10 protein-coding genes and 1 tRNA gene are annotated in these 13,341 nt (G+C 44.0%); 6 read left to right on the top strand and 5 right to left on the bottom strand.

Annotation, left to right across the window (positions count from 1 at the left end):
• Positions 1 to 55: 55 nt before the first annotated feature.
• The 3 genes from astA to astB are packed head-to-tail and all read left to right on the top strand — an operon-like array spanning position 56 to position 3,971.
• A complete protein-coding gene (astA, locus tag ORQ98_RS18035) occupies positions 56 to 1,096 on the top strand; it encodes an arginine N-succinyltransferase (protein ID WP_274690204.1) in 1,041 nt (346 codons plus the stop codon).
• Between the two features lies 1 nt (position 1,097).
• Entirely contained in the window at positions 1,098 to 2,573 is a 1,476-nt protein-coding gene (astD, locus tag ORQ98_RS18030; protein ID WP_274690203.1) for a succinylglutamate-semialdehyde dehydrogenase, read from the top strand.
• Between the two features lie 60 nt (positions 2,574 to 2,633).
• Positions 2,634 to 3,971 (top strand): N-succinylarginine dihydrolase, encoded by a 1,338-nt coding sequence (gene astB / locus ORQ98_RS18025; protein ID WP_274690202.1) that lies wholly within the window; start codon positions 2,634 to 2,636, stop codon positions 3,969 to 3,971.
• Between the two features lie 406 nt (positions 3,972 to 4,377).
• Here the strand turns inward: astB and ORQ98_RS18020 are convergent, their stop codons facing one another.
• Complete coding sequence (locus ORQ98_RS18020) at positions 4,378 to 5,025, bottom strand: hypothetical protein (RefSeq protein WP_274690201.1); 648 nt, start codon at positions 5,023 to 5,025, stop codon at positions 4,378 to 4,380.
• Positions 5,026 to 5,825: 800 nt separating this feature from the next.
• Here ORQ98_RS18020 and argF point away from each other — a divergent pair.
• A complete protein-coding gene (gene argF / locus ORQ98_RS18015) occupies positions 5,826 to 6,824 on the top strand; it encodes an ornithine carbamoyltransferase (protein ID WP_274690200.1) in 999 nt (332 codons plus the stop codon).
• A gap of 29 nt (positions 6,825 to 6,853) precedes the next feature.
• On the opposite strand, the gene ORQ98_RS18010 is transcribed toward argF, so the two are convergent.
• The 3 genes from ORQ98_RS18010 to ORQ98_RS18000 form a co-directional block, all read right to left on the bottom strand.
• Positions 6,854 to 8,074: an AGE family epimerase/isomerase gene (locus tag ORQ98_RS18010; protein WP_274690199.1), complete on the bottom strand. Its 1,221-nt coding sequence runs from the start codon at positions 8,072 to 8,074 to the stop codon at positions 6,854 to 6,856.
• Positions 8,067 to 9,044: a carbohydrate kinase family protein gene (locus ORQ98_RS18005; protein ID WP_274690198.1), complete on the bottom strand. Its 978-nt coding sequence runs from the start codon at positions 9,042 to 9,044 to the stop codon at positions 8,067 to 8,069. The genes ORQ98_RS18010 and ORQ98_RS18005 overlap by 8 nt, the downstream gene beginning before the upstream one ends.
• 172 nt (positions 9,045 to 9,216) lie before the next feature.
• A tRNA-Glu gene (locus ORQ98_RS18000) sits at positions 9,217 to 9,292 on the bottom strand.
• A gap of 324 nt (positions 9,293 to 9,616) precedes the next feature.
• Here ORQ98_RS18000 and ORQ98_RS17995 point away from each other — a divergent pair.
• Together ORQ98_RS17995 and ORQ98_RS17990 are read left to right on the top strand one after the other, a co-directional pair.
• Complete coding sequence (locus ORQ98_RS17995; RefSeq protein WP_274690197.1) at positions 9,617 to 10,354, top strand: hypothetical protein; 738 nt, start codon at positions 9,617 to 9,619, stop codon at positions 10,352 to 10,354.
• 65 nt (positions 10,355 to 10,419) lie between these two features.
• Positions 10,420 to 12,804, top strand: coding sequence for a hybrid sensor histidine kinase/response regulator (locus tag ORQ98_RS17990; protein WP_274690196.1), 2,385 nt, complete (start codon positions 10,420 to 10,422; stop codon positions 12,802 to 12,804).
• 21 nt (positions 12,805 to 12,825) lie between these two features.
• On the opposite strand, the gene ORQ98_RS17985 is transcribed toward ORQ98_RS17990, so the two are convergent.
• Positions 12,826 to 13,329, bottom strand: a complete 504-nt coding sequence (locus tag ORQ98_RS17985) for a glutathione peroxidase (protein ID WP_274690195.1) — start codon at positions 13,327 to 13,329, stop codon at positions 12,826 to 12,828.
• Positions 13,330 to 13,341: the final 12 nt, after the last annotated feature.

Here is a 13,341-nt window from a genome sequence, read left to right as displayed (position 1 = left end):
TGGTTTTATATCTTTTGAGGTTTAATAGTTTCACTTGCGAGTGAGTAACCACATTATGATGATCATCCGACCTATCGCAGCTGACGATTACGATAGATTGTATGAACTTGCTGAAAAAACAGGCCCAGGGTTTACCTCTCTGCAGCCTAATGAAAAGCTGGTTCGAAACCGTCTTGAAAAATCATTAGTTGCCTTTGCCAAAGAGGTTAAAGAGCCAGGCGAAGAAAGCTATCTGTTTGTTTTAGAAGATACCGAAAATGACCGAGTAGCCGGTATTTGCGGCATTATGGCTGGCGTTGGCCTCAGCGAACCCTGGTATAACTATCGGCTGGGAACTTTAATGCACTCTTCCCGTGAGCTGAATGTTCACAATATTGTTAACACCCTGAGTATTACCAATGACCATACCGGCTGTTCAGAAATTTGCACCCTGTTTCTAGATCCGGATTATCGGCACAGTAAGAATGGCAGCCTGCTGTCAAAATCCCGCTTTTTATTTATGGCAGAATTTCCTCAACGGTTCGCAGAAACAGTGATTGCAGAAATGCGCGGTATTTCTGACAAGGATGGTATTTCACCTTTTTGGGAAGGCCTGGGCCGTCACTTTTTCTCCATCGATTTTTCTAAGGCCGACTATTTAACTGGTATTGGTGAAAAAGTATTTATTGCTGAATTAATGCCTAAGCATCTCATTTATACCAATCTTTTACCGAAGAGTGCCCAAGAAGTGATTGGCAAAGTGCATGAAAATACCTTACCTGCATTAAAAATGCTGGAAGCTGAAGGGTTTCGCTATGAAGGTTATATGGACATTTTTGATGCGGGGCCCACCATTACGGCTCGTTTTGATGAAATTCGGGCCATTAGAGAAAGCCATTATGTAAAAATTCGCATTAGCGAAGAGGCTCATCATCAGTCGGGTGAATTACATTTAATTAGCAACACCTCCCTTGAGAATTTCCGCTGCTGCATGAGCCCCATTACTCAAGATAAACAAAACCTGATTTATATTACGCCGACAGTTGCTGCCAGCCTTCAAGTTGAAGAAGGTGATTCTGTACGGGTGGTACCTTTATCCAGTGGTAGGAGAGTTTAAAATGACATCAACCGTATTTATCAATGGCAACTGGCAAGCGGGTGAAGGCAAACCATTTACGTCTATAGACCCTGCTAAAAATACTGTTATTTGGGAAGGCAATAGCGCCACCGCCGCTCAGGTCGATACCGCCGTCAGTGCCGCCCGTAATGCTTTTTTAACTTGGTCAGATGTAGCCTATGAGCAGCGGGAAGCGATTATCAAGCAGTTTGCGCACCTGCTAAGCCAAGAAAAAGAAGCTTTAGCACTGCTGATTGCCCAAGAAACCGGTAAACCTCTCTGGGAAACCCGCACGGAAGTGGCGGCAATGATTGGCAAAATTGATATTTCCATTAAGGCTTACCATGAACGGACGGGCACCAAAACCGCTGAATTACCTGCAGGCCGAGCAGTGCTTCGTCATCGTCCCCATGGAGTAGTAGCAGTATTTGGCCCTTATAACTTCCCAGGCCACCTCCCCAATGGCCATATTGTACCTGCCCTACTGGCAGGTAATACCGTAGTATTCAAGCCCAGCGAGCTTACCCCAAAAGTGGCTGAAGCAATGGTTAAACTGTGGGAACAAGCAGGTATTCCAGCCGGCGCATTAAACTTAGTTCAAGGGGAAAAAGAAACAGGTATTGCCTTAGCCAATCATGCAGGTATTGATGGTTTATTCTTTACCGGTAGCTCCAATACTGGCCACCTGTTGCATCAGCAATTTGCGGGTAATCCTGGCAAAATCCTGGCGCTGGAAATGGGAGGTAATAACCCGCTCATTTTTGATCAGGTGAATGATATTGATGCTGCAGTTCATGACACCATTCAATCTGCATATATTTCAGCTGGCCAACGCTGCACCTGTGCTAGACGCCTGTTTGTGCCTAATACCAAGCAAGGAGACACCTTCTTAGCTCGGTTACAAGAAGCTATGCAGCACATCAAAGTAGGTTTTTATGATGCTGAAGACCAACCGTTTATGGGCTCTCTCATCACTGAAGCTGCGGCTGATCATATCCTCGCAGGCCAGGCGAATCTGGAAAAGCTAGGTGGTAAGCCACTCGTCAAAGCCGCTAAGTTAAAGCCAGGTACGGGCTTGCTCAGCCCTGGTTTAGTTGATGTCACTGAAGTAGCTGAACTTCCTGATGAAGAGTTGTTTGGTCCACTGCTACAAGTCATTCGTTATGACGACTTTGATGCAGCACTGACTGCTGCCAATAATACTCGTTATGGTTTATCCGCCGGTTTATTAAGTGCCGACCGTGAGCGTTATGATTACTTTTTGCGCCGAATTCGAGCAGGCATTGTCAACTGGAACAAACAGACCACTGGAGCAAGCAGTGCTGCGCCTTTTGGCGGCGTTGGTGCAAGCGGCAATCACCGGGCAAGTGCCTATTATGCAGCCGACTATTGTGCTTACCCTGTTGCCAGCTTAGAGGCAGATGAAGTGACTTTGCCAGAAAAATTAGCACCTGGCTTATCAATCCCGAAACACTAATTTCATCTACTCTAATTACATGATTCAGGGTGATACCCCTACGATATTTAGGAGTAATCCATGCAAGCAGTTGAAGCCAATTTTGACGGCTTAGTTGGGCCTACCCATAACTACAGCGGCCTTTCTTATGGCAATGTCGCATCAGAGCAAAATCAGCAAGCAGCTTCCAACCCAAAAGAAGCTGCTAAGCAAGGCCTTAAGAAAATGAAGGCGCTATATGACCTGGGGATGGTGCAAGGCGTACTAGCCCCTCAAGAGCGCCCGGATATTCATACTCTGCGTCGGCTTGGTTTTACCGGCTCAGATCCAGCAGTTCTAAAAGAGGCAGCCAAACATGCACCAAGAGTGCTTGCTAATTGTTGCTCTGCATCCAGTATGTGGACTGCCAATGCAGCTACTGTATCACCTAGTGCTGATACCAGTGATGGCCGGGTACACTTTACCCCAGCCAACTTAACCAATAAGTTTCACCGCTCTATTGAGCACCATACTACTGGGCGTATTTTAAATGCTATTTTTGACAATGAGCAGCATTTTGCCCATCACGCGGCCTTACCAGGTGCAGATCACTTTGGCGATGAAGGTGCTGCCAACCATACCCGCTTTTGTGAAAACTATAATGATGCAGGTGTTGAGTTCTTTGTATTTGGTAAATATGCGTTTGATACCAGCAAGCCTGCGCCTACCAAGTACCCTGCTAGGCAAACTTATGAAGCTTCGATGGCTATTGCTCGATTACACCAGCTAAACCCCAGCAAAGTGGTTTATGCCCAACAAAACCCCCAAGTAATTGATCACGGTGTATTCCATAACGACGTTATTGCAGTTGGCAATCAAAATACTCTGTTTTTCCATGAAGAAGCTTTTTTGTCCAAACAGCAGGTAAAAGAAGACATTACAGCTGCATTTGGCGATTCACCTTTTCATTTTATTGAGGTGCCTACCAATGCTGTTTCAGTTGCTGATGCAGTTAGCTCTTATTTGTTTAATAGCCAATTAATTGCTTTGCCCAGAGGTGGTATGGCAATTATTGTTCCCGAAGAGTGTCGTGAAAATACAACTGTTTACCACTACCTACAAAAGCTTATTGAGAGCAGTAACCCAATAAAAGAGGTGAAATTTTTCGACCTTAAACAAAGTATGTGCAATGGTGGTGGACCTGCTTGTTTGCGACTAAGAGTGGTTTTAACCGAAGTCGAACAAGCAGAAATCAATCAGGCCTGTTTAATGAGCGATCATTTGTTTTCACAGTTAGATACCTGGATTGAAAAGCATTATCGTGACCGCTTAACCGAAGCTGACTTAGCTGACCCTAAACTGTTGGTTGAGTCACGAGCAGCCCTTGATGAGCTGACTGATATTTTAGAGTTAGGCTCAGTCTACCCCTTCCAGCTTTAATAGCACTGTTCTAAAACCATTCACAAAACTCAGTGGATATGGAGTGACAGGGTGTTCTGTAGCTAAGGCATGGATGTCTTTTTAGATCTTGATGGGCAAGTTTACTACTGTGAAACTTGCGATAGCGCCTTTAATTGGGATAAAAGTGCTACTGGAACCAGGGATGGTTTTTCAAGAGTGGCGGAAGTATATCCTGTTATTCCATATCAGACACTAAAATTACTTATAATCTAGTGCTCATTTGTCTAAAACAAACAGGCAAATGACACGAAGACATGTTTTAACCCAAATAAACAGAAAATAACTAAAAAGGCCATTACCAGCCATCATGATGAATTTTACATGATGGCTGGTAATGGCCTCTTTAGTAACCAACTATGGCTGAGTAACGGTCAGCTTACCGACTTTACGCGCCTTCTGACTGGATAAAGTTTTTTACTTCCTGAGGTAAACGGTTCATGGTAGGGAAGTTGACTTCACCCTCTTCTAACACAGCTAACTTAGTGCAGCCTGTTCTTACATCAAGCACTATGTATTTAGCATTTTCTGGGTGGTCATCAGCGATCGCTGCTTCGATAGGATACACTTTCCAGTGTTCATTGGAGGAAACAAATACAGGCTCAACCTTGCTCGTAACTGATGTTACTGGCGACTCTGGTTGCGTTGAATCAGCTTCGTCTTTACCTGTTTCTGCTTCTTGCTTGGCCTGCTCTAAGTCTTTACTCAAAGCCGCTACTTTTTCTTTCAACTCACTTACTTTGGTTCTAAGTAGCTGGTTACCCTTGGTCAGCTCTTCGTTACGCTTTCTTTGCTCCAGCGCTTTGCGCTTTGCTCGCTCTGGATTAACTTGCTTCAGCTGTTTTTTTAGCTGCTCAGTCTGATTGTGCATTTGCTTATTTTCAGACTTAGCTGACTGTAATTGCTTACGTAATAATTGAATTTGTTTTTCGTAGCCCTCAATTTGCTCTTCGAAAGAGGAACGTACTTCCTCTTCTACTGCCATTAATTGTTCTAAACGCTCAATTTGTTCCAGGTTACTAATTTCTGTCATCATAAGTGCCTAGTTCACTTCTCCAGGTCTTGGTTAAAGTTTAATGGATTGGATTGGCTTGACCTTCACTGACCAGTAGCAGCATCAATACACTAACGATCCTCTCAGCAGCAAAGCCAAACGCGACAACATGATGCCAAGCTAATCACTCGGCAGGTTAGGTTGACTTGGTTTATTTCACACCCCACACGTTATTCCCCCAATGAAGCTGCCATAAAGCTACTTTGCTTACCATCATTTACGGCATCTTCCCGTAATGCTGTAACAACCTATTGACATGCTATGTCCCAGGACAACTGTGTTACTTAAATAAAAGTGTGGGAGATACATTAAGCTGTGATTATTTAAACTCAGTCCTGACAGGTTACCCCATCTAAAAGCACTCAACAGCAGGAAAGACCCACCCAGAGTAAGTTCCCGGCGGATTATAAAGACCTAAAGCGCAGCAATCAACGGTTTACGACGGATTAAGGCACTAATAAGGTGTATTTAAGCTGCTGTTGGATGATATATAAGGCCTGTTACTACTGAAATAAAGCATGTCGCTTGCCAGAAAATGCACTAAAACAACAAGCCCTAAACACTTGACATTATCCTTATTACAAGTATAGGCGGCCAATCATACACGTCCTGTCAAGTGGATGGAAGAGCACCCTCTTCGATATCTGATGAAAAATTCGGGCTAGGCTATTTTTTCATGTTAACCTTACCGGCTTGGTTAACAGCACCTTCATGATGTTAACGGTTATTTTATTTACCCTTTTTTATTAATTAGCCAGACGATTTAATACAAGGAAATCATCATGGCCTTTAACTTGCGCAATCGGCATTTCCTCAAGCTACTTGATTTCAGCCCAGCCGAAATTCAGTTTTTAATCAATTTAGCGAGCGACTTAAAGTCAGCTAAATACATTGGTAACGAGGCACCTCGGTTACGAGGAAAAAATATTGCGCTGATTTTTGAAAAAACCTCAACCCGAACTCGCTGTGCCTTTGAAGTGGCTGCTTATGACCAAGGGGCTCAGGTGACCTATTTAGCCCCTAGTGGCTCCCAAATTGGCCATAAAGAGTCAATGAAAGATACTGCCCGTGTCCTGGGCCGCATGTATGACGCCATTGAATACCGTGGCTATCACCAAGCTACCATTGAAGAGCTAGCCAAGTATGCCGGTGTACCTGTTTGGAATGGCCTAACCAATGAGTTCCACCCCACTCAAATTTTGGCTGATTTTCTCACCATGACAGAACACAGCACCAAAGCGTTATCAGCCCAATCACTTTGTTACCTGGGTGATGGAGCTAATAACATGGGAAATTCGCTGTTAATTGGTGCCGCTAAAATGGGCTTAGACTTCCGCATGGCTTGCCCTATTCAGTGCCGTCCTCAACCAGAACTGATTGAACAGGCAGAGGCTATTGCAGCCCATACTGGTGCTACCCTCACTTTTACTGAAGATGTGGCAGCTGCCGTCCATGGTGTCGACTTTCTCTACACCGATGTGTGGGTGTCGATGGGCGAACCAGAGTCTATTTGGGAAGAACGCATCAAACTGCTTAGCCCTTACCAGGTCAACAAACAGGTGCTGAATTTAACAGGCAACTCCAAAGTGAAATTCTTGCACTGCTTACCCGCTTTTCACAATCGAGAGACAGCCATCGGTGAAACCATCTATGAGAAATACGGACTTGATGGGCTGGAGGTGACAGAAGATGTATTTGAGTCACCCCACTCTATTGTCTTTGACCAAGCAGAAAACCGGATGCATACCATTAAGTCAGTAATGGTAGCAACCCTGGCTTAATACTTGATGAGTAGAAATCACAATGGTGCTTAGCCAGAAAGCTGGCCAAGCACGTTAAGCACTTCATAACAAGCCCCCATGGTATGATAATCCGTTTTACCAGCGGGGCTTTTTAAATCATCATACTTTTGATTTTTCCCATCAAGAATTCGAAACCAGCCACCATATTGATGATCAACCAGGTGCTGCCAGCTAAACTGCCAGATCCGTTGATACCAGCCCCAGTAATCAGTATTGTTGGTTGCTTCAGCTAATAATGCAGCAGCAGCAAAACTTTCCGCCTGCACCCAGAAATATTTATCGCTATCACAAATACGGTGGTCAGGATCAAAGCCATAATAAATCCCACCAAGCGACTTATCCCAAGCAATAGCTAATGACTCATTAAATAACTGCTCTGCCGTATTGACCAACCTGTTTGCAGGTTGATAACGGTTTAAGATTAATAGCAGTTTTGCCCACTCAGTTTGGTGGCCTGGCTGAAAGCCCCAAGGACGAAATAAATGACGTGGGTTGTCTCGGTTATAATCCCAGTCAATCTGCCAATCCGTATTGTAATGCTCCCAAATAAAACCTTCCCCCTGCTTGGCTAGCTGCTGGGTCACCTTCTTAGCCAAACACTGCGCACGAGACAGATAACGCTGCTCACCGGTGGCCTGGTAGGCTGCGATTAATGCTTCACAACTATGCATATTGGCGTTTTGACCACGATAAGGAGAAATGGCCTGCCAATCCGCAGAGGCCTCATCTTTATACAACTGATCATGTGCATCCCAAAAGTGTTGTTCCATCAAATCGAAGACAGCCGCTACTTTTTCAGCTGAGCCAACACCTGCCTGAAGCGCCTCTGCATAAGCCAGCAGCACAAAAGCTAAGCCATAACAATGGTTAGTCCCATCAAGCACTTGGTTATCAGCCCCTAGCAGCCAGGCATAACCACTGGTATCTGACTGCCAATGAGCTTGCTCTAAAAATGCAATAGCATGCTTCAAATAAGGCAGGTATTGCTGACGATCAATAAAACGAGTGGCTTTTGCGTAATTAAATACAAAACGGGCACTAGACACTAAGTGTCGAGTATCCTGGTCGTAAATATCACCATTATCCTTGTAGTGATGATAAAAACCCCCACGCCGCTTATCCATACAACGGCTGTCGTAAAACCCTAATATTGAGCGAATATGGGTTAATAAAAAGTCAGGGCTTCGAAAATCAGGTATATTTTTTTTAGTCATATCTGTTTTATTCATTGCCTTGTCCCCGTTGCATAAGCTCAACAACTTCTGCCAGACTTGGCAATGCTGGAAAAGCCCCCACTCGACTCACCGTTAACGCACCACAAGCCACAGCCAGGGCAACAGCCTTCTTAAGAGCATCAGAGGTTAACCAATCGGTAAATGACTGTCCTTGGTTGAGCCCATTAGCCAAACCAAATAATAAGCCTCCCACAAAAGCATCGCCGGCAGCGGTGGTATCAACCACCTTGACCGTAGGTGTCGCCTGCTCAAATTGACTATCAGGCGTCACCACTTGTACAGGCCTAGCACCATCAGTCAAAATAATGAGTTGAGTACCGTTATTTAAAAATAGATCCTGCCACTGACTAAGGTTCCAATCTGGCTTTAACTGAGCTAACTCCTCAACACTGGCTTTAATGATATCAACTTGCTTAAGGCTGTCCGTAATCACTGCTTGTGGCGATCGATCATCAGGCCAGAGTGCTGGCCGTAAATTAATATCAAAACTGGTAATTGCTCCCTGTTGTCGAGCACGCTGTAATGCTTCCTGGGTAATTTTTGCTAGAGGTTCATGGGTGAGAGTATTGGAACAGCAATGAAAAATAGCAGCTGAAGAGAAGTCAACCTGATCCAAACATGCCTGATCAAAACAAAGGTCTGCGGATTGATCTCGATAGAAGCTGAAACAGCGCTCTCCTTGAGCATCTAAACTAACAAAGGCTAGTGCAGTTTTAGCCTGGCTAGTGATAAGCAGATAATCACTATTCACACCATACTGCTTGACTGCGTCAACCAGCCAATGACCAAAAAAGTCATCGCCTACCTGTCCCACAAAGCGGCTTTCGCCCCCCAGCTTTGCCACTGCCACCGCTACATTGGCTGGAGCCCCACCCGGAAATGGCCGATAATTAACACTTTGTTGCGAATCAAGCTGTGCCAGCATATCCACCAGCAGCTCACCAAATGAATAAACCATACTCATGGCAATACCCTTTATGAAAAAGGTTGTGAAATTAATAGGGGATGTAAAGTGAGAGGATACGACGGCTGCTGTTGAGTTTAAAGCTCACCGATCAAGATAAAGCTAGGGATGAGAGCATTGACAAAGGGATTAAACAAAAAAAGCAGCCAAGTTTGGCTGCTTTTTTAATATGTGGCGTCCCCTAGGGGACTCGAACCCCTGTTACCGCCGTGAAAGGGCGGTGTCCTAGGCCACTAGACGAAGGGGACAATCAGTTGATTTTAACTCAACTAGATACTTCAACGTCTGCTGCTCGCCACCGCGAGCAGGCGGCGCTATAGTAGAGAGTTATATAAGCAGCGTCAAGTTTTTTTCTTATTTTTTACAATGGGATGACGAGTTCAGTTACAGCAGATAGTTAAGTGTCCAAGACTCGCTGAAATAGCTAAGTAACAGCACTTGCTCCCGGTAAGATGCATGACACCTGATGGGTGAGCTATGCTTTCAGCAGTAACTATTATTTTTTGTCTAACCAAACGGGGAAGACAGTGGCACCATTTAGCATAGTTATCGCAATCGTAGCAGTAATTGTAGTGATCACTATCATTGCATACGTCAAACACTCTCTAGAAAATGCTCGACTAGAGAAGGCCCGACTATTATCAGAATTTAACAGTCGAGTTCGGCGGGCTGACTACTTGCTTAACGATATCCCCTTACAAATGCTCAGTAATGGCCTAGCGGTATTTCTACTAGAAGAAAAGCAACAGGCTTTAGAGTGCATCAAAACACTATGTGGTAGAAAAGTAACTCCCGATGTTCTCAAGGGAATGGAAGAGGTGAAACAACGGCTAGGCGTCATACAACAGGAGATTGCTAATAAACAGCAAGAGCACTTTGCCATCACCTCTGAAAAGCGGGCTAAAGAAATTCAATCACTATTACACGAACTCTATCGCCAAGTATCAGATAGTTACAAAAGTAATCGCCTTAATAAAGCCGATGCCAATAAATTTTCTGTGCAGATTAAAGGCTTGATTATCACTACTTCTGTAGAATTATTCAGCTCTTTCGCCAAGGAAGCAGAGAAACAAGAAAAATACCGATTAGCCATTCGTTATTATACCCAAGCACTGGATGAACTGAAAAAACACAACCAAAAACAACAATACGTTGAGCAAATTAAGCAGTTACAATCGTTGATTCGCACTCTTGAACAAAAAGAGAGTGAAAAGGCAGGTATGGCTGAAGGCAGTGGTCAACTGCTTGATCAATTAGATGACATAAAAGGCTCAGATGAAGACTGGAAAAAGAAAAATGTTTACGATTAGCCAATAGAGCATAAAGCGGCAGCTGCTAAGCTGAGAAACTGAAGAAGTAATGCAGTATATAGTCAATGAATATTAAATTTACCGAGCGACTCTCTTACAAACAAGCCAGAAACACGGTGTTGCTGGCTTTTTTTATTGGTACTTTGCTCAGTTTTGTACAGGTGGCAATGGACTTCAGTTATGAGAAAACGTTTATTGATCATCAAATAAAAAGCATCATTGATATTACCCGTAATCCTGCTGCACGAATGGCATATAACATAGATACCGAGCTTTCCCAGGAGCTGGTTAATGGACTGTTAGAGTCACCAACCATTATCAGTGCTCAATTACTGGATAATAGTGGCGTAGTCCTTGCCCAAGCACGAGAACCAGTACAAGCAGCGCCTTATCGAGACTTAAGTGATTTCCTATTTGGTAAAACCCGACATTATCGCGAAATACTGCATATCGATTACAACCCTCAAGAGCGGTTGGGCATTCTGGAAATTGAAATTGACACCTATGCTATTGGAGCAAACTTCCTTCAGCGTGCCGCTATGACCTTGATTACAGGTTTTATTCGTAGCTTATTTTTATCCATCATATTACTCCTGCTATTTTATGCCATGCTCACTAAACCACTGGTAGGCATCATCAGGTCCATGCGACAACTTGATCCTGAGCAGGATGAAACAGCTAAACTCCCCTGCCCGCCAGGTCATGAAAGAGACGAAATTGGCGAGCTGGTAAGTAGCACCAATCAGCATTTTACGAGTATTAGCTCTCACTTGAAAAAGCGTCATCAAGCAGAAGACCAGCTCCGTCACTACCTGACCGAGCTAGAAACTATCGTGGACGAGCGAACCAGTGAACTACTAGCCGCCAACAAAAAACTGCAGTCCAGCAATGATATGCTCAATCGGGCCAGGCAAGAGGCTGAGCGTATGGCCAATGCCCGAGCTGCATTTTTAGCTAATATGAGCCATGAAATTCGTACTCCTATTAATGGGGTATTAGGGATGATTGGTTTAACCCTCGACACAGACCTTACACCTGAACAAAAACAGCAGCTCACCATCGCTTATAATTCTGGCAAAGTACTCATTCAACTATTAAATGATATTTTAGATTTATCGAAATTTGAGTCAGGTAAATTACTGCTAGAGCAAGTAGAGTTTGACTTACGAGATACGATCGAAGATGTTGTCAATTTATTTAGTCAAAATGCTACGGATAAACACCTTTCTCTTGAGTGCGATATTGATCCAGCCATTCCCGAAAACCTGGTAGGCGACCCTACCCGCATTCATCAGATTTTAGGTAATTTAGTAAGCAATGCTATCAAGTTCACTGCTGAGGGTTGTGTAAAAGTAGCTGCCTCTATTTTAAAAGAAAGTCCTGCTGAATTTGCTATTCAATTTGAAGTCTCTGACACGGGTATTGGCATCAGCCAGGAAACCATTGATGAAGTATTTAAGCCTTTTTCCCAGGCAGATGAGTCCATACATCGCAAGTACGGTGGTACAGGTTTAGGCTTAGCACTGAGTAAAAACCTGGCAGAAGCCATGGGAGGTAGCTTAAAAGTACAATCAGTGCTTGATAAAGGCAGCACCTTCACCGTTATTCTTCCACTGCCTAAACCAGAGCAGGTACACCATATAGAAATTGATCAGCAGCTACGTCAGCATCATGTCCTTATTTATTGCCACGAAGCACTACAAGAAACGCTGAGCCATTACTTCAGCTACTGGCAGATGCCCCATACCCTACTAGAAAATCAAACGCCACTGGTCAGCCAGCTACAAGATCGACAGCTAGCGCCCTATTCCTGCATTATTCTGGATAACCCAGGCGTTATTCAGGAATTTTACAATTTGGCACCTGACATCAATATTATTTATGCAACCCCTCACCAATCACTTCTTACCCGGCAGGAAGTAGAGCTGCTGCATATTAATCAGCAACTTCCTTTGCCACTAAGGCGAAATGATTTATACCAAACCTTATTAACTACATTCCATATTTCTACGCCTGAAAGCAATATCACGCCAATACAAACGACAACTGACACACATGCGCCTTCTTACCAATTACTGGTAGTAGAAGATAACCATATCAATCAAATGGTTGCTAAAGGGATGCTAGAAAAGCTCGGTCATCAGGTCACATTAGCCAGCCATGGCCAAGACTGTATCGACCTTTGCGAAGAAAATATTTTTGACTTAATTTTTATGGACTGCAATATGCCAGTGCTGGATGGCTACGCCGCCACCCATCAGCTACGCCATAATTCAGCCACCCAACATATTCCTATAGTAGCGTTGACGGCCAATGCGTTAAGTCATGACCGGCAAAAGTGCCTTAATGCGGGCATGGATGACTACATTGCCAAACCCTTTAAAAGTGAGCAGCTGCGTCAAGTCATTGATAAATGGATTCCCCCCAAACCTAGCCAGAAAACAGCCTAAATTAATCAAACTGATATTAAGCTAGGCTGCTTGACTGTTTTGCATCGCTAAGTATTTTTTAATATCCGGCTCAATTGCTTCGGGTAGAGTTTGCGGGGAATAACGTTTTATATGCTTGGCTTCGGGGGAAACCAAAAACTTTGTAAAATTCCATTTAATCGCCTGACTACCCAATAAGCCAGGTGCTTTTTGCTTTAACAGTTGAAAAAGAGGATGCGCCTCATCGCCATTGACGTTAATTTTTGCGAATAAAGGGAAGCTTACTCCATAGCGGGTGGTACAGAATTGCTGGATATCCGATTCACTATCTGGCTCCTGGTGTCTGAACTGATTACAAGGAAAACCCAATACCACCAGCCCTTGGTGTTGGTATTGCTGGTGTAGTTGTTCTAGCTGCTGATATTGTGGCGTAAACATGCACTGACTGGCGGTATTAACAACCAGCATCACTTTATCAGCATAGTCAGCTAGCATAACTGACTGTCCATCAATAGTTTGACAGGCTATTTGGTAGATTCCATCCATGAATAACTCTCA

The sequence above is a fragment of the Spartinivicinus poritis genome (assembly GCF_028858535.1).
GTDB lineage: Bacteria > Pseudomonadota > Gammaproteobacteria > Pseudomonadales > Zooshikellaceae > Spartinivicinus > Spartinivicinus poritis.
The sequence above is the reverse complement of the archived record's forward strand: the minus strand, read 5'-3'. Positions and strand labels throughout refer to the sequence as shown.

What these genes read in the sequence shown, in the direction of transcription:
- astA (WP_274690204.1), top strand. Translation starts at nt 56, where the DNA reads ATGATGATCATCCGACCTATCGCAGCTGACGATTACGATAGATTGTAT.
- astD (WP_274690203.1), top strand. Translation starts at nt 1,098, where the DNA reads ATGACATCAACCGTATTTATCAATGGCAACTGGCAAGCGGGTGAAGGC.
- astB (WP_274690202.1), top strand. Translation starts at nt 2,634, where the DNA reads ATGCAAGCAGTTGAAGCCAATTTTGACGGCTTAGTTGGGCCTACCCAT.
- ORQ98_RS18020 (WP_274690201.1), bottom strand. Translation starts at nt 5,025, where the DNA reads ATGATGACAGAAATTAGTAACCTGGAACAAATTGAGCGTTTAGAACAA.
- argF (WP_274690200.1), top strand. Translation starts at nt 5,826, where the DNA reads ATGGCCTTTAACTTGCGCAATCGGCATTTCCTCAAGCTACTTGATTTC.
- ORQ98_RS18010 (WP_274690199.1), bottom strand. Translation starts at nt 8,074, where the DNA reads ATGAATAAAACAGATATGACTAAAAAAAATATACCTGATTTTCGAAGC.
- ORQ98_RS18005 (WP_274690198.1), bottom strand. Translation starts at nt 9,044, where the DNA reads ATGAGTATGGTTTATTCATTTGGTGAGCTGCTGGTGGATATGCTGGCA.
- ORQ98_RS17990 (WP_274690196.1), top strand. Translation starts at nt 10,420, where the DNA reads ATGAATATTAAATTTACCGAGCGACTCTCTTACAAACAAGCCAGAAAC.
- ORQ98_RS17985 (WP_274690195.1), bottom strand. Translation starts at nt 13,329, where the DNA reads ATGGATGGAATCTACCAAATAGCCTGTCAAACTATTGATGGACAGTCA.